At 67.1% G+C, this 22,199-nt stretch carries 23 protein-coding genes and 2 tRNA genes; 13 read left to right on the top strand and 12 right to left on the bottom strand.

The window, feature by feature from the left end:
* Positions 1-31: 31 nt before the first annotated feature.
* Positions 32-1,255, bottom strand: coding sequence for an aromatic ring-hydroxylating oxygenase subunit alpha (locus tag ACXMDY_RS07405; protein WP_259702222.1), 1,224 nt, complete (start codon positions 1,253-1,255; stop codon positions 32-34).
* Positions 1,256-1,356: 101 nt separating this feature from the next.
* Here ACXMDY_RS07405 and ACXMDY_RS07400 point away from each other — a divergent pair, with 101 nt between their 5' ends.
* Both ACXMDY_RS07400 and ACXMDY_RS07395 read left to right on the top strand, forming a co-directional pair.
* Positions 1,357-1,758 (top strand): HEPN domain-containing protein, encoded by a 402-nt coding sequence (locus ACXMDY_RS07400; protein WP_259702223.1) that lies wholly within the window; start codon positions 1,357-1,359, stop codon positions 1,756-1,758.
* The gene (locus ACXMDY_RS07395) at positions 1,730-2,083 is read left to right on the top strand and encodes a nucleotidyltransferase domain-containing protein (protein WP_457767525.1); all 354 of its coding nucleotides are present in this window, start codon (positions 1,730-1,732) and stop codon (positions 2,081-2,083) included. The genes ACXMDY_RS07400 and ACXMDY_RS07395 overlap by 29 nt, the downstream gene beginning before the upstream one ends.
* Positions 2,084-2,086: 3 nt before the next feature.
* Here ACXMDY_RS07395 and polA read toward each other — a convergent pair whose 3' ends face one another.
* Positions 2,087-5,152: a DNA polymerase I gene (gene polA / locus ACXMDY_RS07390; RefSeq protein WP_259702225.1), complete on the bottom strand. Its 3,066-nt coding sequence runs from the start codon at positions 5,150-5,152 to the stop codon at positions 2,087-2,089.
* 53 nt (positions 5,153-5,205) lie between these two features.
* Between polA and ACXMDY_RS07385 the strand changes: the two genes are divergently transcribed.
* Positions 5,206-5,445 carry a hypothetical protein gene (locus tag ACXMDY_RS07385; RefSeq protein WP_259702226.1) on the top strand — a complete coding sequence of 80 codons (240 nt, stop codon included), beginning with the start codon at positions 5,206-5,208 and terminating at the stop codon, positions 5,443-5,445.
* Positions 5,442-6,713, top strand: a complete 1,272-nt coding sequence (locus ACXMDY_RS07380; RefSeq protein WP_259702227.1) for a cation:proton antiporter — start codon at positions 5,442-5,444, stop codon at positions 6,711-6,713. Before ACXMDY_RS07385 ends, ACXMDY_RS07380 begins: the two co-directional genes overlap by 4 nt.
* Here ACXMDY_RS07380 and gltX read toward each other — a convergent pair.
* From gltX to ACXMDY_RS07345, 7 genes are all read right to left on the bottom strand, one after another.
* Complete coding sequence (gene gltX / locus ACXMDY_RS07375) at positions 6,684-8,123, bottom strand: glutamate--tRNA ligase (RefSeq protein ID WP_457767524.1); 1,440 nt, start codon at positions 8,121-8,123, stop codon at positions 6,684-6,686. The genes ACXMDY_RS07380 and gltX overlap by 30 nt on opposite strands.
* 40 nt (positions 8,124-8,163) lie before the next feature.
* A tRNA-Asp gene (locus ACXMDY_RS07370) sits at positions 8,164-8,237 on the bottom strand.
* A 190-nt stretch (positions 8,238-8,427) separates the two neighbouring features.
* Positions 8,428-8,958, bottom strand: a complete 531-nt coding sequence (locus ACXMDY_RS07365) for an NADPH-dependent FMN reductase (RefSeq protein ID WP_259702229.1) — start codon at positions 8,956-8,958, stop codon at positions 8,428-8,430.
* Positions 8,959-8,980: 22 nt separating this feature from the next.
* The gene (locus tag ACXMDY_RS07360; RefSeq protein WP_259702230.1) at positions 8,981-9,169 is read right to left on the bottom strand and encodes an SH3 domain-containing protein; all 189 of its coding nucleotides are present in this window, start codon (positions 9,167-9,169) and stop codon (positions 8,981-8,983) included.
* Positions 9,170-9,205: 36 nt separating this feature from the next.
* Positions 9,206-9,278: transfer RNA gene (locus ACXMDY_RS07355), tRNA-Trp, on the bottom strand.
* A 63-nt stretch (positions 9,279-9,341) separates the two neighbouring features.
* A complete protein-coding gene (gene rplS / locus ACXMDY_RS07350; protein WP_259702231.1) occupies positions 9,342-9,797 on the bottom strand; it encodes a 50S ribosomal protein L19 in 456 nt (151 codons plus the stop codon).
* Positions 9,798-9,838: 41 nt separating this feature from the next.
* Positions 9,839-10,171: a peptidase gene (locus ACXMDY_RS07345; protein ID WP_259702232.1), complete on the bottom strand. Its 333-nt coding sequence runs from the start codon at positions 10,169-10,171 to the stop codon at positions 9,839-9,841.
* Positions 10,172-10,226: 55 nt separating this feature from the next.
* Between ACXMDY_RS07345 and map the strand changes: the two genes are divergently transcribed.
* Positions 10,227-11,087 carry a type I methionyl aminopeptidase gene (gene map, locus ACXMDY_RS07340; protein ID WP_259702233.1) on the top strand — a complete coding sequence of 287 codons (861 nt, stop codon included), beginning with the start codon at positions 10,227-10,229 and terminating at the stop codon, positions 11,085-11,087.
* On the opposite strand, the gene ACXMDY_RS07335 is transcribed toward map, so the two are convergent.
* On the bottom strand, positions 11,084-11,803 hold the full coding sequence (locus ACXMDY_RS07335; protein ID WP_259702234.1) for a Rossmann-fold NAD(P)-binding domain-containing protein: 720 nt from the start codon (positions 11,801-11,803) through the stop codon (positions 11,084-11,086). The genes map and ACXMDY_RS07335 overlap by 4 nt on opposite strands.
* A gap of 101 nt (positions 11,804-11,904) precedes the next feature.
* Between ACXMDY_RS07335 and ebsA the strand changes: the two genes are divergently transcribed.
* From ebsA to ACXMDY_RS07320, 3 genes are read left to right on the top strand one after another with little or no spacing between them, the layout of a single operon-like run.
* The gene (ebsA, locus tag ACXMDY_RS07330; protein WP_259702235.1) at positions 11,905-12,348 is read left to right on the top strand and encodes a type IV pilus biogenesis protein EbsA; all 444 of its coding nucleotides are present in this window, start codon (positions 11,905-11,907) and stop codon (positions 12,346-12,348) included.
* 26 nt (positions 12,349-12,374) lie between these two features.
* Positions 12,375-13,493, top strand: a complete 1,119-nt coding sequence (locus ACXMDY_RS07325) for a phosphotransacetylase family protein (protein ID WP_259702236.1) — start codon at positions 12,375-12,377, stop codon at positions 13,491-13,493.
* A gap of 27 nt (positions 13,494-13,520) precedes the next feature.
* Entirely contained in the window at positions 13,521-14,033 is a 513-nt protein-coding gene (locus tag ACXMDY_RS07320; protein ID WP_259702237.1) for a DNA-protecting protein DprA, read from the top strand.
* Between the two features lie 23 nt (positions 14,034-14,056).
* Here the strand turns inward: ACXMDY_RS07320 and ACXMDY_RS07315 are convergent, their stop codons facing one another.
* Positions 14,057-14,500, bottom strand: a complete 444-nt coding sequence (locus tag ACXMDY_RS07315; RefSeq protein ID WP_259702238.1) for an NfeD family protein — start codon at positions 14,498-14,500, stop codon at positions 14,057-14,059.
* Between the two features lie 86 nt (positions 14,501-14,586).
* On the opposite strand from ACXMDY_RS07315, the gene ACXMDY_RS07310 reads away from it, so the two are divergent.
* Positions 14,587-15,501: an SPFH domain-containing protein gene (locus ACXMDY_RS07310; RefSeq protein ID WP_259702239.1), complete on the top strand. Its 915-nt coding sequence runs from the start codon at positions 14,587-14,589 to the stop codon at positions 15,499-15,501.
* A gap of 25 nt (positions 15,502-15,526) precedes the next feature.
* Here ACXMDY_RS07310 and ACXMDY_RS07305 read toward each other — a convergent pair whose 3' ends face one another.
* Complete coding sequence (locus tag ACXMDY_RS07305) at positions 15,527-15,988, bottom strand: MAPEG family protein (protein ID WP_259702240.1); 462 nt, start codon at positions 15,986-15,988, stop codon at positions 15,527-15,529.
* A 60-nt stretch (positions 15,989-16,048) separates the two neighbouring features.
* Here ACXMDY_RS07305 and ACXMDY_RS07300 point away from each other — a divergent pair, with 60 nt between their 5' ends.
* Genes ACXMDY_RS07300 through ACXMDY_RS07285 form a run of 4 tightly spaced genes read left to right on the top strand, consistent with a single transcriptional unit; the run spans position 16,049 to position 22,194 of the window.
* Positions 16,049-16,540 carry a YajQ family cyclic di-GMP-binding protein gene (locus ACXMDY_RS07300; protein WP_259702241.1) on the top strand — a complete coding sequence of 164 codons (492 nt, stop codon included), beginning with the start codon at positions 16,049-16,051 and terminating at the stop codon, positions 16,538-16,540.
* Positions 16,541-16,548: 8 nt separating this feature from the next.
* On the top strand, positions 16,549-20,223 hold the full coding sequence (locus ACXMDY_RS07295) for a hydantoinase B/oxoprolinase family protein (RefSeq protein ID WP_259702242.1): 3,675 nt from the start codon (positions 16,549-16,551) through the stop codon (positions 20,221-20,223).
* Positions 20,210-22,006, top strand: a complete 1,797-nt coding sequence (gene ggt / locus ACXMDY_RS07290) for a gamma-glutamyltransferase (protein ID WP_259702243.1) — start codon at positions 20,210-20,212, stop codon at positions 22,004-22,006. Before ACXMDY_RS07295 ends, ggt begins: the two co-directional genes overlap by 14 nt.
* A gap of 5 nt (positions 22,007-22,011) precedes the next feature.
* Positions 22,012-22,194: a hypothetical protein gene (locus tag ACXMDY_RS07285; RefSeq protein ID WP_259732294.1), complete on the top strand. Its 183-nt coding sequence runs from the start codon at positions 22,012-22,014 to the stop codon at positions 22,192-22,194.
* Positions 22,195-22,199: the final 5 nt, after the last annotated feature.

The raw sequence follows: 22,199 nt of genomic DNA, 5'->3' as shown, positions 1-22,199 counted from the left end.
GCCCTTCGCTCTTTGGTCGATCCCGGATCGCTCACTTGCCGCTCAGGGGGTCTTCCCCGCCCAGCACAGCGCCATAGGCCTGCCGGAACCAGCCGATCCGTTGTTCCTCGCCGCCGAGCAGGGGGGAGGCGGTGATCTGGCCGGCGATCGGTTGGAGCGTTTCGCAGACCGCATGGTCTTCCCCGGTGAGCCGGCGCAGGTTGGGGCCCACGAAGAACGGCAACCAAGGTTCCGTGATCCGCCGCAGCAGGCTGTGAAACCAGGATCTGGCTTCGATCGGAAACGGGGCCTGAAAAAACCAGCTGCGCACGCTGGTGCGATCGTGAGCTTCTGGAACATACTGGGTGATCGATACATACCAGCTCTGCAACACCTGGTAGTGATTGATCAGAAGATTCGGAAAGATCTGCAGAATCCGGTAGCCACTGGGGCGATAGCTGCCATCCCGGCAATCCCCGGCCATCGCCGTCAGATCGCCAGGTTTTCCCTTGAAGAAGAAGGCACTGTGGCGCCCGAAGCGTGGGTAGTGGGCGTGCTCAGGCTTGAGATATCCGGTTGTGCCGAAATGGGCTGGATCAACGGAGAAAAGCATCCGAAAGGTGGATGGATGCACCGCGAACAGATGGTATTCCTCCAGTGTGAGCTCATAGAGAAGCTTCCAGTTCGCTTTCACGGAGCTGCAGGCGATGTGAGGCGGGTTGTTCACCTGGCAGATCGCCGCCAGGATCGGCCAGGCTTCTGCCAGGTACTCCTGCAGCGATTCAGCCCCACTGGTTGCCGATTGCTCCCGTTCGGTGGGCTCGGCTGAGCCTGGTGCGGTGGCCGGTTGCTCGGAAAAGCGCCCGAAGATCAGGAACCCGCAGGTGGCGATCTCCACCGGCCGCAACCGCACCCCTAGCTCCCTGGGTGTACCCCCGAACAGCTTCTTGCACTGAGGAATGCCGACGGCTTCCCCTGCCTGGTTGTAGACCCAATGGTGAAAGTCGCAGCGCACCATTCCGCTCCCCTTCGCTTTGGTGCGAATCGGATGGAAACGATGCCGGCAGATGTTCTCGAATCCACGGATCGTCGTGCCGAAACGCTGCACAAAAACGGAGCTTCCACCAAGGTTGCAACGGATCCAGTCGTTGTCGCTGGGGATGTCGGTGGTGAGTCCGAGCAGGGTCCAGATCGGGCGAAAACAGGCCTGTTCGTTGGCAAAGGCCTCGGGATCCCGCAGGGAGCGTGCCCAATCGGAACGCTGCCGCTCATCCATGCTGCAGGCATTGCGCTTGCAAGCACCCTACGGCGGCAAGCCGGGCTGGCGCCTGCCCTGAACCGGTGCCATTCTCGTCTTTCGGCTCCTGGCCCGTCTGAATGAACCGCTCCGCCGACTGGTTGCATCAGGCCCTCGCCGACCTTGAACTGGCAGCGGTCGGTGCCGAAGCCGGCCACCATGAATGGGCCTGCTTTGCTTGCCATCAGGCTGTGGAAAAGGCGCTCAAGGCTTTGCATTTGCAGCGTGGTCAGCAGATCTGGGGCCATGGCCTCGGCCGGGCCTTCCGTGATCTGCCCGCTCCGGATCAAGAGGCCCTGACCCTGGCCGTTACCGATCTGGAAGATCGCCTGCGGATTCTTGATGCTCTCTACATCCCCACCCGTTACCCCGATAGCCTTCCTGATGGTGCCCCGACCGACCATTTCGGCCGTTTGCAGAGCGAGGACGCCTTTCGCCATGCCCGTTCGCTTGTTGACGCAATCCGTGCTGCGCTGGCCTGATGCGGACCTGGTGCTGCGTGAGCTTTCCGATTGGGCCGAGGACCAGGGTCAGGTTCACCCATCCCTGCAACGGGTGGGTGTCTTCGGCAGCTACGGACGCGGCACCGCCGGTGTGGGCAGTGATCTGGATCTGCTGCTGATCGATTCCGCCGCTGAGGGAGGCCAGCAAGCCAGGTTGCTGCACTGGCCCCTGGAACAACTGCCGCTCAGTTGTGATGCCCTGGTGCTGACCCCCGGCGAACTGGTCATCCTGATGGCCTCTGATCAGCGGATGGCCCAGGAACTCCAGCGCGATGCCCGCTGGATCTGGCAGCGCCAGGCGTAGCCCTCATTTCGCTTCCATCCAGTTCGGCCCGACCCCCGTTTCCACCAGCAGCGGCACGCTGAGCTGAACAGCGCTCTCCATCACCTCCTTCACCCGGGCGCGCACCGCCTCGGTGGCCTCCGGGGCGGCTTCGATCACCAGTTCGTCGTGCACCTGAAGCAGCAGCCGCGCCGGCAGTCCCTCCGCGGCCAGTTCGTGGTGCAGCCTCACCATCGCCAGCTTGATGATGTCGGCGGAGGAGCCCTGGATCGGTGCGTTGGCGGCCGCCCGCAACTGCTGGGCCTCCATGCCGGCCCGCCGGGCCACCTCCAGCTCGATCGCCAGTGGATCGGTGCCCAGCAGCCGCCCGAGGCCGCCCGGGTCGAAGGGGAACGGGCGCCGCCGACCCAGGATCGTCTCCACGTAGCCGCGGCTGAGTGCCAGGCGCTCCTGCAGCTCGAGGAAGGCGAACACCTTCGGGTAGCGCTGCTTGTATCGGCTGAGGAAGTCCTTCGCCTGGGCGACGCTCAGCTCGGTTTCGCGGGCCAGGCGCTGGGCACCCATGCCGTAGATCACCCCGAAGTTGATCGTTTTGCCGAGGCGCCGCTCTTCCGGGCTCACCACGTCCTTGTCGAGCAGCAGCCTGGCCGTGAGGGCGTGCACGTCATCGCCGTCGTTGTAGGCCTGCACCAGCACCTCCTCGCCACAGAGGTGAGTGAGAATGCGCAGCTCGATCTGGGAGTAGTCGGCGCTGATCAGGTTCCAGCCTTCCTGGGGCAGAAACGCCTTGCGGATCCGCCGGCTGAACACCGTGCGGATCGGGATGTTCTGCAGATTCGGATGGCTGCTGCTCAATCGCCCGGTGGCGGTCACCGCCTGGTTGAAATCGGTGTGCACCCGGCCCGTCTCAGGCTCCACCAGCAATGGCAGCGCATCCACGTAGGTGCTCTTGAGCTTGCTCAGGGTGCGGTGCTCCAGCACCAGCGGCACCACCGCGTGGTCGTCTTCCAGCTTCTCGAGCACGGCGGCATCAGTGCTCCAGCCGGTTTTGGTCTTCCTGGATTTCTTCCGGTCCAGCCCCAGGGTGTCGAACAGCAGCTCGCCCAGCTGCTTCGGTGAGGCCAGGTTGAATTCCACTCCGGCGGCCGCCTTGGCCTGCTGATCCAGCCGCTGCAGCTGGTCGCCCAGCTCCAGGCTCAGCTCTCCCAGGTAGGCCGTGTCGATGCGGATGCCGGTGGCCTCCATCAAGGCCAGCACAGGCTCCAGCGGCAGCTCCACCTCCCTGAGCAGCGCGCTCAGCTGGGGACCCATCGCCGCCAGTTGCCTCGCCAGCAGCGTCGAGAGCCTGCGGGTGAGATGCACATCCATGCCGCAGTAGAGGGCCGCCGCCTCGATCGGCACCGCGGCGAAGCTTTGGCCCTTGGCCACCAGCTCGCCGAAGGCGGTTGGCACGAAGCCGAATTCCCGCTCCGCCATCGCCTCCAGGCCGTGCCTGGCATTGGCGTCCCGCAGGTAATCCGCCAGCAGGGTGTCCATCACCACGCCGCCCAGGCTCAGGCCATGGCGCAGCAGGATCAGCCTGTCGTACTTGGCGTTCTGGAGTGCCTTGGGGTGGGCGTCGCTGGCCAGCCAGGGGGCCAGGGCCGTGAGCACCGCTTCCAGCGGCAACTGCCCTGGTGCCGCCGCCGGCGCACTGAGCAGATCAGCGGCCGCCGGGGGCTGATGACCGATCGGGATGTAGGCCAGATCGGCCATCCCTTCTCCCCAGCAGAAGCCGAGCCCCACCAGCTCGGCCTTGAACGGGTTGAGGGCGGTGGTTTCGGTGTCAAGCGCCACAGGCTGCGCCGGATCGGTGCTGGCCCAGAGCCGTGCCACCAGGGCCTCCAGCTGGGAGGAGGTGGAGAGGATTTCCGGGTTGAGGGCAGGCAACCGGCCCGGCGGCGGCTCTGAGTCCGCTCCCGGTGCTGGAGACGGGCTGGCGGCGGCGGCCGAGGCCGGCTCGAGGCTTTCGGGCTCTGTGCTGTTGGGCTCAGTGTTGTTGAGCTCGCTTTTTTTGAGCCCGGTTTCTTTGAGCCCGGTTTCTTTGAGCCCGGTTTCTTTGAGCTCAGTGTCCTTGGGCTTGCTGACGGCCGAAAAAGCCTTCTCGAAGGCCGCCAGCTGGCGCGCCAGGCTGTGCAGCTCCAGGTCCTGCAGCCGACGTTCCAGGTCGGCTCCGTTCACCGAGCCGAGGGTCAGCCGCGGTTCACTCGGCAGCGGAATGTCGATCAGGATTTCGGCCAGCATCCGTGAGTGGTAAGCCTTCTCCCGGTCGGTTTCCAGCCTGGTCCTCAGAGCTCCCTTCTGCTGATCAAGGGCTGAGTAGATGCCATCGAGATCGCCATGGGCCTGCAGCAGGCTGATCGCGGTCTTGGGCCCCACCCCTTTCACGCCCGGAATGTTGTCGCTGGAATCCCCGGTGAGCGCCTTGAGGTCGACGACCTCCTCGGGGCTGACCCCCAGCTTGGCTATCACCCCTTCCCGGCGAATCATCGACGGCCCGGAATTCCTGGCGTAGGGGCCGCCTCCCATGTAGAGCACGGCGATGTCGCGCTCGTCGTCAACCAGCTGGAAGAGGTCGCGATCTCCCGAGAGGATGCGCACCCGCCAGCCGGCGTCCGCCGCCCGGTTGGCCAGGGTGCCGAGCACGTCGTCGGCTTCGTAGCCAGGCGCCATGCAGAGAGGTAGATCCATGGCTTCGGAGAGGATCTCCTGAAGGTTGGCCAGGTCGGTGAAGAAGTGCTCGGGAGCCTCGTCGCGGTGGGCCTTGTAGGTGGCATCGGCGTCGTGGCGGAAGGTGGGTCCAGCGGTGTCAAAGGCGATCACCACACCCTGGGGGGTCATCCCGCGGACGTTCTCCAGCAGCGCCTTGAGAAAGCCGTAGGTGACGCTGGTCGGAACGCCCGCCTGGGTGGCCAGTCCCCCCTCACCTCCCTTGGCGAACGCATAGAAACTGCGAAAGGCCAGGGAGTGGCCATCCACCAGCAGCAGCAGGGGCTGGCCACCGCCTGAAGCGGTGGAAGAAGGTGATGAAACAGTGGAGGCTGGCTTCATTCGCCCCAGCCTGCCACCAGCGGGGCCATTGTGGGCTGGCCGCAACCGCCGCCATGGCACGTCAACCCCGCCGCTACGCCATCCATCTGCTCCTGGTCGGAGGCCATCATGAGCTGGTGCACTTCGCCAGCCTCGATGCTTTCCAGGCCTGGTACGGCGTCCTGAACGCCGGAGCGGCCGACGCCTTCGTGAACGTGCCGATCGGCGATCTCGACGGCGAATACCTCGTGCTTCGCCCCAGTGCCGTCAGCGCGATCCGGATCGAACCCCAGTACGGCGCGATTGAAGATTGACCCTGCCTGTCACCGACGCTCCTGAGCGGCTCCAGCTGCTCTGGGGCATCACCCTCTTCTCCGGCGCGCTGGCCCAGTTGGTGGCGGTTGTCACCGGCCTGCCCGCGGTGGTGCTGCTGCTGGCCGCCGGTCTGGTGATCGGCCGCTCCGGCCTCGGCCTGGTCAATCCGCTCCAGCTGGGCAGCGGACTCGAAACCGTGGTGGCTCTTCTGGTCAGCCTGGTGCTCTTCGATGGCGGCCTCAAGCTCAGCCTGCCCGGGGACGTGTCGCGATTGGCGGTGCTGCGCATCGTGCTGGTGCGCCTGGCCCTGGCCTTGCCGGCGGCGATGGTCGCCGCCCACTGGCTGGCGGGCCTGAGCTGGCCTCTGGCGGCGGTGTTCAGCGCGATCGTGCTGGGTACCGGACCCACCGTGGTGACGCCGCTGGTTCAGCAGATGCGGTTGGCCCCACCCCTCGGGGAGGTGCTGGAGGGGGAAGGGCTGGTGCTGGAGCCGTTCGGGGCCGTGCTCGCCCTGTTGCTGCTGGAGCTGGTGCTGGGCGGACTGTCGGGCTGGCGGGCGCTGGGCCTTGATCTGGTGTTGCGGCTCGGCGGTGGCGTGCTGATCGGCAGCATGGCGGGCTTGCTGCTCAACGCCCTGCTGGCTCGCCTGCCGGTGGACCCAGGCAGTGGTCTGCGACTCCAGCTCAGCCTCGGCATCCTGTTTCTGATGGTGACCGGTTGTGACCTTCTGCTGCCCGAGTCGGGGCTGCCGGCGGCGGTGGCGGCCGGCTGGATGGTGGGCCGTCGCGACGCGGCCGGATCGGCCCAGCTCGATGGGTTGATCCGCCAGTTGGCCCAGCTGGCGATCAGCATCCTGTTTCCCCTGCTGGCCGCCGATCTGTCCTGGGGCGATCTCAGCCCCCTGGGCCTGGGTGGGGTGGCTTGCGTTCTGGCGCTGATGCTGGCCGTGCGGCCCGTGTCGATGCTGCTCGCCACGGCCGGATTGCCGCTCAGTGTGCCCCAGAAGGTGCTGCTGGCCTGGCTGGCGCCACGGGGAATCGTCACCGCTGCGGTGGCCAGCCTGTTCGCCCTGCGCTTGGAGCTGGCTGGTGTGCCGGGCGCCGCCCAGTTGAAGGGTCTGGTGTTTCTCACCATCCTGATGACGGTGGGCATCCAGGGACTCACGGCCACGCCCCTGGCCCGGGTGCTGGGCCTGGTGCGGCCGGAGGAGGCAACAGCCCAGCCGAGTGACGATCGTTCAGGCCGTGAGGCTGTTCTCGAGTCGTGAGCGGTCGCTGCCTCGGCTGTGCAGCAGCCGCCAGGTGGTGATCAGATCGGGACCCTGAAGACTGCCGAGCAGGGCGGCCCGCAGGCTTTTCATCACCACCCCCTTCTTCACTCCGGCCGCCTTGGCTGCAGCGGCCAGCAGCTCCTGGGCGGCGGCGGCGGTGAGTGGTTGCTCGGAGCCCGGCAGGTGCTCCAGCAGGGCTGAGAGGGCCGCCTGGACTTCGGGTATCGCCAGTTGGGTAGTGGCGGCCGCATCACAGCCGGGCCAGAGGAAGAAAGGCCTGGCCTGCTCGATGCCGTCCTGGAGGGTGACCAGGGATGGACCGAGCAGGGCTGCCAGTTCTTCCGCCCATTCGGGATCTTCGCTGGCCCTCCACCAGCCCTCCGCCTGCCAGAGGGGGATCAGGTCGTGGCACAGATCGGCCGGGCTGCGTTCATGCAGCACCTGCCCGTTCAGCCAGTTGAGTTTGTCCCAGTCGAAGCGTGCTCCGGCCCGGTTGACCCGCTCGAAGCCGAACACCGCCGCCGCTTCGGCGAGGGAGAAGCGCTCGCCCATCTCGTCTGGAGGCGACCAGCCCAGCAGGGTCATGTAGTTGACCAGGGCTTCGGCGGTATAGCCCAGGTCGCGGAAATCGGCGACGGATGTGACCCCATCACGCTTCGAGAGTTTGCGGCCCTCGGCGTTGAGGATCAGGGGCGTATGGGCGAACACCGGCTCCGGCAGGCCCAGCGCTGCGTAGAGCAGCAGTTGCTTGGCGGTGTTGGCGATGTGGTCTTCGCCGCGGATCACATGGCTGATCGTCATGGCCGCATCGTCAACGACGACGACAAGGTTGTAGAGCGGATCGCCGATGGCGGTGGCCGGAGCACGGCGGGCGATCACCATGTCGCCGCCGAGATCGGCGCCGCTCCAATGCATGGCCCCCCTGACCAGATCGTTCCAGTCGATGCTGGCGTCAGCGTCGATGCGAAAGCGGATCACCGCCTCACGGCCTTCGGCCTGGAAGGCCTGCTGCTGGGCCGCACTGAGGTCGCGGTGGGCGTTGTTGTGGCGTGGTGCGGCGTGGGCGGCTTTCTGATCCGCCCGCATGCTCTCCAGCTCCGCGTCGCTCATGTAGCAGCGATAGGCATGGCCGCTGGCGAGCAGTTGGCTGATGGCGGCGTGATGGGCCTCGAGCCGCTCGCTCTGGATCACCGGCTCGCCGTCCCAGCTGAGGCCGAGCCAGGCGAGACCGTCGAGGATGTTGGCGGTGAAGGCCGGGCTGGAACGTTCCCGGTCCGTGTCTTCGATTCGGAGCAGAAATGCGCCGCCATGGTGGCGGGCGAACAGCCAGTTGAAAACGGCTGTGCGGGCCGTGCCGATGTGAAGTGTGCCGGTGGGGCTGGGAGCCAGGCGTACCCGCACCGTCACTGGATCGATCTCCTGAAAAAAGGTGGCTGATGAGGCCAGACGGGACTGACGGGATTCGAACCCGCAACTTCCGCCGTGACAGGGCGGTGCTCTAACCGGTTGAACTACAGTCCCAGAGCGGCTTTTGGCCGACCTGTGTTGCCCGTGCAACCTCAAGAGTATCCGCGATCACGGGTCCCGCCGTCAACTGAACCCGTCAACTGAACCCGTCAACTGAAGCTCTCTACTGAAGCCTCCACCGAAAGCTCCCGGGGCAAGTCGCCTGTGCGGAGCAGTTCACCCGCCTCCTGCCGCTGAACAGGCTTCAGGCCAGGGGAGGAGCTTCCAGCCGATGCAGTTCCGCCAGCATGGCTGCGATGCTCTCGGGATTGGCACCCTTCTGGCTGTTGCTGTGCAGCTCGCGGCCGATCACCACCGCACCGAGGTGGGAGAACTGCAGGCGCATGCCGCTGAGGACTTTCTGGGAGCTGCCTCCACTGTGGCTGGCCAGCGCCACCGGGATGCCCTGGAACAGGTTGCGGAAATCGGCCGTGCTGGTGGAGAGCCAGGCCACCGCATTGACCAGGGTTGGCGGCAGGCTGCCGTTGTACTCGGGTGCGCAGACCCAGAGTCGCCGATGCCGGCGCAGGGCGGAGGCCAGCTGTTCAAGGCCGGGTCCGGCACCCTGGGGTTGCTGCACCGGCGTGAACAGGGGAAGGTTCAGTGCCACCAGATCAATCAGCTCTGCGGCGCCTGAGCCAGCTGCGGCGTTGGCTTCTGAGTTGGATTCGGCACAGAGCAGGATCTGCCTGGCCAATTCCAGATTCTTGCCGTTGCTGGCCGCGAGAACGAGCATCAGGGGAAGACCGTGACGTGCATCAGGGGCGGAATCCGGCTGGCTCGATCAACCTCACCTGGTTGCCCCGGGCCGTGAACTCGCTGCCCTGGTCGCTCTGAACCACGACGCGTCCACCGGATTTGACCCGGATCACCCGGGCCCGAACCCAGCCAAGGGCGGCGGACTCGAGCACCTTGACCACATCACCGGGTTGTAGATCCAACTCCATATCCGGAACCAGGAAAGGGCAGGGAAGGGCAACGAGCGCGCCGTGGAGGACTTGAACCCCCGACATCAGGTTTTGGAGACCTGCGTTCTACCAACTGAACTAACGGCGCAAGAAGATGCCCTTTGGTCCGGTGCCGAAATCGGCACCCGAACGAGTGGTGAAAAGCCAGGATTCAGCGGTCGAAGCGCTGCTTCACCCTGGTGGCCTTGCCGACCCGATCGCGCAGGTAGAACAGCTTGGCACGACGGACTTTACCGCGACGCTCCACCTGAATGGTGGCAACCTGAGGGCTGTGAAGCATGAAGACCCGCTCCACCCCGATGCCTTGAAAAATACGCCGCACCGTGATGGTTTCGTTGAGGCCGCCATGACGCTTGGCGATCACCACACCTTCGTAGGGCTGCACCCGCTCCTTGTTTCCTTCGCTGATTCGCACCCCCACCCGCACGGTGTCCCCGACGTAGATCTCGGGAAGTTCGGGCTTGAGCTGCTCGGCTTCAAAGGCCTTGATCAGGTCGTAGGCGCAGAGCTTTGCAGCTACAGGCTTCTCAGCCACTGCTGTGGTTCCGCCCGGGGATCCTGTTTCGGCTGTGGCCGCTGAATCGGTGTCGTTGAGTTCCGCTGCCATCCCAGTTCCGAGGTTTCTGGCCAAACAACAAGTGTACCGCCTCAGCTTTCGGGTTCGGTTTGAGCAGGGGGGGATTCCGCCTTGCGACCGGCCACGGCTCGACGACTCCATTTCTGGATGAGCAGGCCCGCTCCGGTGGCCAGCATCCAGAGCAGCCCCACGCCGTTGAGGGCCACGTAGATGGTTTCGCCCTGACTGCCCAGCCATTCCCCTTCGTGAAGCACCATCAGCAGGTGGGCCTGATCACGGCTGAAGCCTGCCCAGTCCCGCAGCAGGCGGTAGCTCATGCCGCTGGCCACGGTGACCAGCAGGGGGGCCAGGACGACCGGGGCCAGCAGGCCGTGCCAGCGCCGCAGTTTCGCCAGGGCTTGCATGGTCGGCTTGGGAAAGTTGATAGGTTAAGAGTCTGAAGTGTCCAGGCGCCCGCTGATGAACCTGTTCGCTGATCTGCTCGCCTCCAGCACCGCGGCTAGGAAGGCTTCCCCGGCAACAGCGGTGCAGACCGGCCCCCGCATCCAAAAAGGACGCCGTGGTGTCGAGATCAAATCAGCGCGGGAAATCGCGATCATGCGTCAGGCCAGCCGCATCGTGGCCACTGTTTTGCGCGAAATCATCGATCTGGCCGCCCCCGGCATGACCACCGCCGATCTCGATCGCCATGCCGAGAAGCGGATCCGCGCCATGGGCGCCACGCCAAGCTTCAAGGGCTACCACGGCTTTCCGGCCAGCATCTGCGCCAGCATCAACAACGAAGTGGTTCACGGCATCCCCAGTCAAAAGCGGGTGATCCGCTCTGGCGACCTGTTGAAGGTGGACACCGGCGCCTACTTCGAGGGCTACCACGGCGACAGCTGCGTCACCCTCTGTGTCGGTGAGGCCTCCGAGCAGAGCCTACTGCTCAGTCGGGTGGCCCAGGAATCGCTGATGAAGGGCCTGGCCAGGATCAAGGCGGGAAACACCCTGCTCGATATTGCCGGCGCGGTCCAGGACCACGTCGAGGCCCACGGTTTCAGTGTTGTGGAGGACTACACCGGCCATGGCGTTGGCCGGAACCTGCATGAGGAGCCCTCGGTGTTCAACTTCCGCACCCGGGACCTCCCCAACCTCACCCTGCGGGCCGGCATGACCCTGGCGGTGGAGCCGATTCTCAATGCCGGCGCTAAGGGCTGCCGCACCCTCGCCGATCGCTGGACGGTCGTCACCAGCGACGGCAGCCTCTCAGCCCAGTGGGAGCACACGATCGTGGTGACCAGCGACGGCTGCGAGATTCTCACCGACCGGGATTTCTAAGCCCTGCTCGTCAAGCGGAAATAGCCGTGGCGCAGGGCCATGGCCAGAGGAGTGAGCACATAGGTGAGCGGATTCGGCGACACGATGATCAGTGCGCAGTGGCGCCTGGCCTGGGCGATCACCTGCCCAGCCACGAAATCAGCCCCCATCACTCCATAGGGGTTGAGCCCGGATCGGAACGGTCCCAGCACCAGACGACGGATGCGGCAGGGGTTGTCGCCGCGACGGTCGAGCGCCCGCAGGCTGAGCAGCTGGCCCAGCAGGCGCTTGCTGATCTCATAGAGAGGGCTGATCGCCGGCAGGATCTCCGCTTCGGAGGTGTTCACCCAGAGCTCCCGGCCCGGCTGGCCGGCCGGGCGCTCCGGCAGTGACAGGAACAGCTCGATCAGCCGCCAGGCGCTGAGGGCATTCACCTCCAGGCTCCGCTGCACTGCGCCTGGGTCTCGATCCCCGAAGGTGTTGATGCCGTGGTTGATCACCAGGATGTCCACCTCCCTGAGCAGTTCGGCGAGGGCCGCCTCGCCCCCACAGCTCCAGCAGACGCTGCGCAGGGGAATCGTCCCACAGGCGCCGTCGTCGAGCATCAGGGTCCGCGGCTGGGTGGTCAGGGCGATCGGCCGTGCCCCCTGGCGGTGAAGCTGCAGCAGCAGGGCCATGCCGAAGGCGCCGCTGGCACCACTGACCGCCACGGTTCGATCGCTGAGGGGGAGCAGCACGGGAGGGTGATGCAGGCCCGCTCAGTTTGGGCGGTGGCGGGGTTCGTTGATCGGGGCCACAGTCAGCGGGAATGAAGCCATCCTGGTCAAACGCGTCATCCTTGGCACGCCCCCCCTTCGCCTCGCCCCCATCGACCGTGGACAGCTTCGAGGCCATTCCCGCCGCCCTGGACGTTGATCCAGCCATTTCAGCCCTGTTCGCTCCCTATTGCGGTGGGGTTGAGCGGGAGTCCTGGCTTGAGCTTGCCCTCGATCTGCTCGAAGCCCGTCAGGTGAGTGGACGCCGACAGCTGCGGCCGGCAGGCGTCCATCCGTTCGAGCTGCGCTGGCAGCCGGTGGAGGCACCCCAGGAACCTGTGGCCTGTGTTCTCACCTTCCCGGCCACTCCTGGGCTGGTCTACAACTTCACCCTGCCCAGCCATCAGCTGGTGCTCTGGCTGATGGATCTGCTGGAGGCCCAGGCCATCCGCGGCGAAGACGACCTTCCCGAAGCGTTCTGGCGCTGGCTGTTGCTGGGCGAGAGTCCCGGCTCGCCCGCCACTTAGATTGGTCATCCTGATCGAGATCGCTCATGAGCAGCACCCTGCTGATCGGGTCCTGCGATCCCTTCAGCGGCAAGTCAGCCCTGTCGCTCGGACTGGCCCGGTTGCTGACTCGGCAGGGAGTGCCGATTCGCTTCGGCAAGCCGCTCGCCACCAGCCTGCGCCAGGGCCGGATGTCTCCCGCCTCACCCCCCGCTGCGCTGATCGACGCAGACGTCGCCTTCGTCGGCAGCACCCTGGGCCTCGCCCCGGAGTGCCTGATCGCCTCCCTCGCACTCCAGGCGGCTGAAACCGCCAGGGATCGCCTCCTGGCCGGGCGGTTGGCGCCAGGGGATGGGTTCACGCGGCTGCAGCAGCAACTGGCGGCTTACCCCGACGGGGTGAACCTGCTCGAAGCCGCTGGCAGCCTCAATGAAGGCCTGCTTTACGGCCTCAGCCTGCCGCAGTTGGCCAGGGGGCTTGAGGCGCCGGTTGTGCTGGTCCATCTCTGGGAGGACAGCCGCAGCATTGAGCCCCTGCTGCAGGCGCGCCTGCAGCTCGGTGACCAGCTGGCCGGTGTTGTGCTCAATGCCGTCAATCCTGAAGATGTGGAATCGCTGCGGGCCGAGCTGGTGCCGGCGATCGAACAGGTCGGTCTGCCGGTGTTCGGGGTGATGCCCCGCAGCCCCCTGTTGCGCAGCGTCACCGTGGAAGAGCTGGTCGAGCGACTCGGCGCCAGCGTGCTCTGCTGCCCCGAGCGCCTTGATCTCCTGGTTGAAACCCTTTCGATCGGGGCGATGAACGTGAACTCAGCCATGGAGTTTTTCCGCCGCCGCCGCAACATGGCCGTGGTCACCGGCGCTGATCGCACCGACATCCAGCTGGCGGCCCTGGAGGCCTCCACCCAGTGCCTGATCCTCACCGGGGCGGGGGATCCGCTCCCCCAGCTGATCAACCGTGCGGAGGAACTCGACGTCCCCGTGCTCAAGGTTGATCACGACACCCTCACCACGGTGGAGGTGATTGAGCGGGCCTTCGGCCACGTGCGGCTGCATGAATCGGTGAAGGCCAGTTACGCCATTCGCCTGGTGGAGGAGCACTGCCGTTTTGATCGCCTGTTCGAGCGGCTTCAGCTGGGGAGTGGGCTTGCCCCGCAAGGGCGCTGCTAGTTTCATCCGGCTGGCTGCGCGACCTCGGTGACCCGGTCCCTCGATCTTCCCTCTCTCGACCGGATTGACACCCTCGCCCAGGAACTGGCCCTGCTTCAGGACACGGGCAAACGCCGCATCGCCATTCTCGGCAGCCGCCATGTGCCGGTGGTGTCGATCCATCTCGTCGAGCTGGTCTCCCGTTCGCTGGCCCAGGAAGGCCACAACCTGGTCACCTCAGGATCCCAGGGTGTGAATGCGGCGGTGATCCGCGGTGTGCTCGGCATCGACCCCGCCCGGCTCACCGTGCTGCTTCCCCAGAGCCTGGATCGCCAGCCCGGTGAATCCCGCGAGCAACTCGAGCAGGTGCTCCATCTCGTCGAAAAGCCGGAACACGACGACCTGCCCCTGCCGATGGCCAGCATTCTCTGCAACCAGGAGATCATCGGCCGTTCCGATCAGCTGATCTGCTTTGCCTTCCACGACAGCGAAACCCTGCTTTCAAGCTGCCGCACCGCCGAAGACATGGGCAAGGTGGTGAGCCTGCTGTTCTTCGATTAGCCCGGCGTTTTTCCAGTTCGGGATCAACCAGGCAGGGAGTCGTGGCGTGGCAGGACCTGGAGGCAGGTTCCCTCCCGGCCCATCACATCGACCTGGGCGCCTGGGTCGAGGGGCTCGCCGGGGGCCAGGTTGATGGCGGCCCAGCTCTGGCCCTGCCAGCGCACCCTCCCTTCGCCATTGGCCTCGAAGCGGCTGATCACCTCGGCCAGCTCGGCCCGGGCCGAGGGTGGGATCGTCCGCGCCTGCCGGCCCGCCGACCATCGCCGCAATGCGACGTAACCAGCCGCCACCAGCGCCAGGAACAGCACCAGTTGCGCCGCCGCAGGCACGGCCGGAAGCAGGGCGCTCAGCAGGGTCAGCAGCAGGCCGGCCAGCCCGGCGATCAGCAACAGGCCGTCACCGTCGGCTCCGGCCAGCTCCAGGGTCAGCACCGCCGCCGCCAGGGCGAACCAGAGGATGGGATTCACAGGGGAGGGGAAGACGGGGAAAGCGGGTACCGGTCGCCATCCGCTGACACCATCCTGCCTACCGTGGTCCCAGCGATGGTCTCTGGATGGAATTTCTGCTTCTTCCGGTTCTGGCGGTGCTGGCTGGCCTGGGCATCAGCGGCATCAAGGTCACCAGCAGCAGCCGCTCGATGCTGGTGGAACGTCTGGGCAAGTACGACCGGGAGCTGCGGCCCGGCCTCTCCCTGGTGATTCCGGGAATGGAGCGGGTGGTGAGCCATGAATCGCTCAAGGAGCGGGTGCTTGATATCCCGCCGCAGCAGTGCATCACCCGCGACAACGTTTCGATCGTGGTGGATGCGGTGGTGTATTGGCAGTTGCTCGAGCATGCCCGCGCCTATTACGGCGTCGACAATCTGCAGGCCGCGATGGTGAACCTGGTGCTCACCCAGATCCGCGCCGAGATGGGCAAGCTCGACCTCGATCAGACCTTCACCACCCGCCAGGAGGTGAACGAGACCCTGCTCAACGAGCTGGATCAGGCCACTGACCCCTGGGGGGTGAAGGTGACCCGGGTGGAGCTGCGCGACATCCAGCCCTCCCAGGGGGTGCAGCAGGCGATGGAGCAGCAGATGACCGCTGAGCGGGAGAAGCGGGCGGCGATCCTCCGCTCCGAGGGCGAGCGGGAAGCCCAGGTGAATGCCGCCAAGGGGCGGGCCGAAGCCCTGGTGCTCGATGCCAAGGCCAAGCAGGAGGCGGTGTTGCTCGACGCCGACGCCCAGGCCAAACAGCAACTTCTGCTCGCCAAGGCCAGGGCCCAGGCCGCCACCGAGCTGGCCGCCGTGATTGATTCCCAGCCGGCGGCGGCCGAGGGCCTGCGCCTGCTGCTGGCCAAAGACTGGATGGCGATGGGCCAGGCGATGGCAGCAAGCAAGGGGGGATCGGTGCTGATGGTGGATCCCCAGAGTCCGGCTTCCCTGCTTGCCGCTCTCAAGGGGCTGCAGGAGAAGGGCGGCAGCTGAGATCCCTCCAGGGAGGTTCCTCCGTTCAGCCGCGCAGCAGCGCCTTGAGCCCTTCGCTGTAGAGCAGGCCCGTGCTCAGCAGCGCGCCGATCCAGCAGAGGCTGCGCAGGGGCGGAATATTGGCCACATAGGCACCGATGTAGGCGAGCCGCAGGGCCGGGTGGAGCCAGGCGGCCACGGCTGCCATGGGTGAGGCTGCCAGCACGGCCGGAGCCGCCAGCAGGCAGAGCAGGCAGGCGGGGGCGTGCAGCGTGAAGGCCTCGAAACTGTTCTGGTGGGCCCAGCTGGCCCGCTTCCCCCAGGCCGGCAGCCGCTCGAACATCGCCCGGGGGGCGGCCAGATCGCCGGGTGTGAAATCGGCCTTGGAGCGGCCGGCCGCCAGGGGCACCAGGCTGAGCACCACCACGGCCCCGGAGAGCACCAGCGACCAGGCGAAGGGCGCCGCCGAGTTGCCAGGCGGGATGGCGACAGCAAGGAGGGCGAGCATGGGGGAATGGCTGGGCCGTCCTTTTCTAAGCTGATCTCCGCTCGCTTCGTGCTTTCCGCCATGGCCGACACCTACTCCTTCGACGTGGTGTCGGATTTCGATCGGCAGGAGCTGGTGAACGCGCTTGATCAGGTGCGCCGAGAGGTGGGCCAGCGCTACGACCTCAAGGATTCCAAAACGGAGATTGATCTGGAGGACACCAGCCTCACGATCACCACTGCCAGCGACATGACCCTCGACGCGGTGACCGATGTGCTGCGACAGAAGGCGGTCAAGCGAGAGCTCTCACTCAAGATCTTCGATTTCCAGCCGGCGGAGCCGGTGGGCGGCAACCGGGTGCAGCAGGTGGTGAAGCTGCGCAAGGGGCTCAGCCAGGAGCTGGCCAAGCAGCTCAGCAAAACGGTGCGCGATCAGATCAAGAAGGTGACGGTGGCCATCCAGGGCGAGAGCCTGCGGGTCACCGGCAAGAACAAGGACGACCTGCAGCAGGTGATCCAGTTGCTGCGCGCTGAAGATCTGGAGCTGCCGCTGCAGTTCGAGAACTACCGCTAGGCGGAGCCGTGGCAGGCGGTTGGCGCTTCTGGATCGATCGGGGCGGCACCTTCACCGACCTGGTGGGCCAGGGTCCGGGCGGGGAACAGGTGGTACGCAAGGTGCTCTCCGAGCAACCGGGTCGCCTGGCTGACCCAGCCGTGATGGCCATGCGTCAGGTGCTGGGCCTGGCGGGCGATGCCCCGATCCCCGCCGGGGCGATCGAGGCAGTGCGGCTGGGGACCACCGTGGCCACCAATGCCCTGCTGGAGCGGCGAGGCAGCCCAACCCTGTTGCTGATCACGGCCGGATTTGCCGATGCCCTGCGGATCGGCGATCAGCATCGCCCCGATCTGTTCGCGCTGCGGATCCAGACCGTGGCCCCGCTCTTCAGCCAGGTGATTGAAGTGGGCGGACGGCTGGCCGCCGATGGCAAGGAGCTGGAGCCGTTGCGGCTGGACGCCGACCTGGAGCGGGGACTTCATCAGGCCCTGGAGCGGGGCCTGCGCAGTTGCGCGGTGGTGTTGCTGCATGCGGCCCGTCACCCCCGCCACGAGCTGGCCCTCGGCAGCTGGCTGGCTCGGTTCGGGTTCGAGCAGCTGAGCCTTTCCCACGCCGTTGCCGCCCAGAGCCGGTTGGTACCCCGTGGTCAGACCACCGTGGTGGAGGCCTTCGTCGGGCCAGCCCTGGGGACCTACCTGGCCCAGCTCCGCTCAGCCCTCGGCGACGGCTGCCGGCTGGAGGTGATGCAGTCGAGCGGTGGGCTGATCAGCCCCGATCGGCTCAGGGCCAAGGACACCATCCTCTCCGGGCCGGCCGGCGGCATGGTCGGCGCGGTGCGGGTGGCGGCTGCGGCAGCGGCAGCGGCAGTGGGATGCTCGCCAGCGGTCGGGGGCAGGCCGGCTGCGGCTGAAGCGATTGTCGGCTTCGACATGGGTGGGACCTCCACCGATGTTTTTCATTTCGATCCGGCTGGTCCCGATGGGGGCTGGGAGCGTTGCGTTGAGACCGAGATCAACGGGGTGAGCCTGCAGGCGCCGATGCTGCCGATCCATACCGTCGCGGCTGGTGGCGGTTCGAAGATTCAGTTCGATGGACTGAGGCTGCAGGTGGGGCCTGCTTCGGCCGGGGCGGATCCCGGCCCCGCCTGCTATCGGCTGGGCGGGCCGCTCACGGTCACCGATGCCAATCTGCTGCTGGGTCGTCTTCAGCCTGCCTGCTTCCCGGCCCTGTTCGGCCCAGGCCGCAACCAGTGCCTTGACGTTGCGGTGGTGCGGCAGGAGTTCGAGTTGCTGGCGGCCAGGATCCATGCCGCCACGGGCCTGCCCCAGGTCTCGGAACGGCTGGCGGAAGGTGCGCTGGCGATCGCGGTTGATCGCATGGCTGAGGCGATCCGGCGCATCTCGATCCAGCGGGGTCACGACATCCGCAACTCCACGCTTGTCTGCTTCGGCGGAGCCGGCGGCCAGCACGCCTGCGCCGTGGCGGCCCAGCTCGGCATCTCCAGGCTGCTGCTCCATCCCCTCGCCGGTGTGCTCTCGGCCTATGGAATCGGCCTGGCCGACCGGCGGTTGCTGCGGGAGCGCGTGGTGCGGGAACCGCTGGATGCGGCCTTGCTGCCCAGGCTCGCGGCGATGGCGGCGGAGCTGGCCGTCCCGGGGTCCGGCTCGATCGTGCGGATCAGCCTCGAACTCCGCTTCGGCGGCAGTGAGGTGTGCCTGTCGGTGCCCTTCGCCAGCCTGGAGGCGATCGGCGAGGCGTTCCAGGCCAGCCATCGCCGCCGCTATGGCTACTTGCCTGTGGCCACGGCCGGCGAGCCGCTGGCCCTGGTGGTCGAGCGGCTGCTCGTGGAGCAGGTGGAGGCCAATGACACTCCGGTGGTGGCTGGGGCTCCGACGGGCAGCGGCTCCCGGGCCGAATCCGCCTTTGTGGCGCTGTTTCTGGAGGGTCGCTGGCAGACGGTGCCGCTGTGGGAGCGCCACCAGCTGGCAGCTGGAGCCCGGCTCAGCGGGCCGGCGCTGATCGTGGAGGCCACCGGCACCAACCTGCTGGCTGAGGGCTGGCAGGCGGATCTCCTGCCAGGTGGCGAGCTGCTCTTCAGCCACACCGCTGCTGCCGCTCCAGCCTCCACCCATCCGTCAGGACCGCAGAACGGCGTGGACCCGGTGTCGCTTGAGCTGTTCCACCACCGTTTCGCCGCCATCGCCGAGCAGATGGGGGTGCGGCTGCAGCAGAGCGCCCGTTCGGTGAACATTCGCGAGCGGCTCGATTTTTCCTGCGCCGTTTTTGATGGCGAGGGGGGCCTGGTCGCCAATGCGCCCCATATCCCCGTCCATCTGGGCTCGATGGGCGACAGCGTGGCCAGCCTGCTGGCCGCCATTCGCCGCGGTGAGCGTCTCCCCCTGGGTCCCGGTGATGTGGTGGTGTCGAACAACCCCTACAACGGCGGCACCCACCTTCCCGACCTCACCGCGATCACCCCGGTGTTCTGCGGGGGCGAACCCCTGTTCGTGGCCTGCCGTGGCCACCACGCCGATGTGGGCGGCCTCACCCCGGGTTCGATGCCCCCCTTCAGTCGCCAGCTCAGTGAGGAGGGCCTTCTGCTCGACAACATCCCGCTGCTGCGTGGTGGTGTTCTGCTTGAAGTCGAGTGGCGCCAGCGGCTGATGGCGGGGAACCAGCCGGTGCGCAACCCTGACCAGCTGCTTGCCGATCTGCGGGCCCAGGTGGCCGCCAACCAGCTGGGGGCCGAGCTCCTGCTGGCCCTTTCGGAACGGGAGGGAGGGGCAAGGGTACGGGCCTTCATGGCTCACGTCCAGGACAATGGTGCCGAGGCGGTGCGGCGCCTGATCGATCGGCTCGTTGGCGGCCGCTTCAGCTTGCCCCTCGATGGTGGTCTGGTGATCCAGCTGGAGGTGGAGATCGACCGGCAGCGGCGGCGGGCCCGGATTGATTTCAGTGGCACATCGCCCCAGGACGCCGGCAACCGCAACGCTCCCCTGGCGATCACCAAGGCGGTGGTGCTCTACGTGGTCCGTTGTCTGGTCGGCGAGGCGATCCCGCTCAATGCCGGTTGTTTCCGGCCGCTGGAGCTGGTTGTGCCCGAGGGCTGCCTGCTCCACCCCCGGCCACCGGCGGCGGTGGTGGCCGGGAATGTGGAAACATCCCAGGCGATCGCCAACGCCCTGTTCGGTGCGCTCGGCGTGCTGGCGGCGGCCCAGGGCACGATGAACAACCTCAGCTTCGGCAACGACAGCTGCCAGTACTACGAAACGATCTGCGGCGGAACCGGCGCCGGCATCCTGGCTGACGGCACGGGCTTTGGCGGGGCCGCGGCGGTCCAGAGCCACATGACCAACTCCCGGCTCACCGATCCGGAGATCCTCGAGCAGCGTTTTCCGGTGCGGCTGGAGTCCTTTGCGGTGCGCACCGGCAGTGGCGGGCAGGGCCGCTGGGCGGGTGGCGATGGCGTGGTGCGCCAGTTGTGCTTCCTTGAGCCGATGACGGTGGCGATCCTCTCCGGCTCCCGCCAGGTGGCGCCCTTCGGTCTGGCCGGCGGGGGGCCTGGAGCGGTGGGGCACAACCGGCTGGTGCGGCAGGCCGGCGGGGAGCAGCAGCTGGGCGGTTCGGCCCAGCTGCTGGTGAACCCAGGCGATCGGCTCGTGATTGAAACTCCGGGAGGCGGCGGCTATGGCCAGGCCTGATCGCCCAACCACACGTCTGTTGGCCGGCCTGCTGCTCGGCCTGGCGCTGGCTCCAGCCGCCGGGGCCAACGTGCTGCAGGAGCAGGGTCAGCGGTTTGCACCGGTCTGGTCCGCTGGCGGCATGGTGGCCAGCCAGGAAGCCGAAGCCTCCCGGGTGGGCCGCGACGTGCTGCGCCAGGGTGGCAACGCCGTGGATGCGGCGGTGGCAGCTTCCTTTGCCCTGGCCGTCACCCTGCCCCAGGCCGGCAACCTCGGTGGCGGAGGTTTTCTGGTGTTGTGGCGGCCGGAGCCGCCCGGCACGGCGCAGCGGGCTTCCACCCCCCTGCTGCCAGGTGAGCGGCGGGTGGGCCGGGGCCGGGCCGTGACGATCAATTTCCGTGAGAGCGCCCCACTGGCTTCCCGGGCTGATCTGTTCCTGGATGCCGCCGGGGCGGTGGATCGAAGCAGGGCCACCCGCAGTCTGCTGAGCACGGCGGTGCCCGGCACCGTGGCGGGTCTGGTGCTGGCCCAGCGCCGCTATGGTCGGCTGCCCCTGGCGGTGGTGGTGGCCCCTTCGATCCGGCTGGCCGAGGACGGGGTGATCGTCAGTCGGGAGCTCGCCGACTCCCTGGGGGCGGCGGCGGCACTGCTCAAGGCCGACCCCGGCTCGAGCCGCCTGTTCTTCAAGCCTGATGGTGGGCTCTACCGGCCAGGCGAGCGGCTGCGTCAGCCCCAGCTGGCCACCACCCTGCGCCGGATCGCCCGGCAGGGGGAGGCTGGGTTCTACGCCGGGCCGGTGGCTGCGCAACTGCTGGAGCTGATGCGGCGCCGGGGCGGGCTGATCACCGCCGCCGATCTCAGCGGTTACCGGGCCAGGCCCCTGACGCCGCTGCTCGGCAGCTGGCGCGGCCATGCGGTGATCGCCATGCCGCCGCCCAGTTCCGGTGGCGTCACCTTGATCCAGCTTCTCAATGTGCTTGAGGGGTTCGACCTGGCGGGGATGGGACTCAACAGCGCCGCCGCCATCCACGTGATGGTGGAGGCGATGAACCTGGCGTATCTCGATCGAAACAGCCAGCTCGGTGATCCCCGCTTCGTTGCCCTGCCGCTGGAGCGTCTGCTCAGCCCGGCCGACGCCATCGCCAAACGGCTACGCATCCAGCTGGGGCGTCACACCCCGGCGGCCCTGTTGGCGCCGCCGCCAGCAAGGGCGGCGGAGGGCGGCAACACCACCCACCTCTCGGTGATCGATCGCGAAGGGTCGATGGTGGCCACCACCACCACGCTCAACTTCGCCTACGGCAACGGGATCAGCGTGCCAGGCGCCGGCTTTCTGCTCAACAATGAAATGGACGACTTCTCGATCAGGCCCGGGGAGGCCAACGCCTTCGGGCTGGTCCAGGGGGAGGCCAACGCCATCGCGCCCGGCAAGCAGCCGCTCTCCTCGATGGCCCCCACCCTGGTGCTTAGCAGGGAGGGTGGTCCCTTGCTGGCCACCGGCAGTCCCGGCGGCAGTCGCATCATCACCACCGTGCTGCAGGTGCTGCTCAACCGGCTGGAGCACGGCCTCAACCTGGCCTCTGCCGTCGCCGCCAGCCGCGTCCACAGCCAGCTCTGGCCTGACCAGCTCAGCCACGAGGAGGGCCTGAGCCCCGATACCCTGCGACTGCTGCAGACCATGGGTCACAGGCTGCTGCGGGTGGCGGCGATGGGCTCAGCCCATTCGGTGGAGGCCCTGCCCGGGGGCGGCAGCCTCGGAGTGGCCGATTCCCGTCGCGGCGAGGCCCTGGCGATCGGGGAGTGAGGGTCTTGGCGCAGACTGGATCCGGCGGATTTGTTTGGATCGTTGTGGGTTTTGCCGTTGCCAGCTTCCAGCCCCTGCTTGCACTCACCCAGCAGGAGTGGATGTGGAGCGGCGGACTGATTGAGCTGGCTGTCCTGTCTGCCGCCTTGCTGGGTGCCGCCTGGCTGGTGGCGCGGCGGCGCGACTGAAGCCC

The sequence above is a fragment of the Cyanobium sp. ULC082 genome, assembly GCF_977927535.1.
The sequence above is the reverse complement of the archived record's forward strand: the minus strand, read 5'-3'. Positions and strand labels throughout refer to the sequence as shown.

Bases quoted from the DNA above. Each gene is read 5' to 3' on its own strand.
- ACXMDY_RS07405 (WP_259702222.1), bottom strand. From the start codon at position 1,255: ATGGATGAGCGGCAGCGTTCCGATTGGGCACGCTCCCTGCGGGATCCC.
- ACXMDY_RS07400 (WP_259702223.1), top strand. From the start codon at position 1,357: ATGAACCGCTCCGCCGACTGGTTGCATCAGGCCCTCGCCGACCTTGAA.
- polA (WP_259702225.1), bottom strand. From the start codon at position 5,152: ATGAAGCCAGCCTCCACTGTTTCATCACCTTCTTCCACCGCTTCAGGC.
- ACXMDY_RS07385 (WP_259702226.1), top strand. From the start codon at position 5,206: ATGGCACGTCAACCCCGCCGCTACGCCATCCATCTGCTCCTGGTCGGA.
- ACXMDY_RS07365 (WP_259702229.1), bottom strand. From the start codon at position 8,958: ATGCTCGTTCTCGCGGCCAGCAACGGCAAGAATCTGGAATTGGCCAGG.
- ACXMDY_RS07360 (WP_259702230.1), bottom strand. From the start codon at position 9,169: ATGGAGTTGGATCTACAACCCGGTGATGTGGTCAAGGTGCTCGAGTCC.
- rplS (WP_259702231.1), bottom strand. From the start codon at position 9,797: ATGGCAGCGGAACTCAACGACACCGATTCAGCGGCCACAGCCGAAACA.
- ACXMDY_RS07345 (WP_259702232.1), bottom strand. From the start codon at position 10,171: ATGCAAGCCCTGGCGAAACTGCGGCGCTGGCACGGCCTGCTGGCCCCG.
- map (WP_259702233.1), top strand. From the start codon at position 10,227: ATGAACCTGTTCGCTGATCTGCTCGCCTCCAGCACCGCGGCTAGGAAG.
- ACXMDY_RS07325 (WP_259702236.1), top strand. From the start codon at position 12,375: ATGAGCAGCACCCTGCTGATCGGGTCCTGCGATCCCTTCAGCGGCAAG.
- ACXMDY_RS07310 (WP_259702239.1), top strand. From the start codon at position 14,587: ATGGAATTTCTGCTTCTTCCGGTTCTGGCGGTGCTGGCTGGCCTGGGC.
- ACXMDY_RS07305 (WP_259702240.1), bottom strand. From the start codon at position 15,988: ATGCTCGCCCTCCTTGCTGTCGCCATCCCGCCTGGCAACTCGGCGGCG.
- ACXMDY_RS07300 (WP_259702241.1), top strand. From the start codon at position 16,049: ATGGCCGACACCTACTCCTTCGACGTGGTGTCGGATTTCGATCGGCAG.
- ggt (WP_259702243.1), top strand. From the start codon at position 20,210: ATGGCCAGGCCTGATCGCCCAACCACACGTCTGTTGGCCGGCCTGCTG.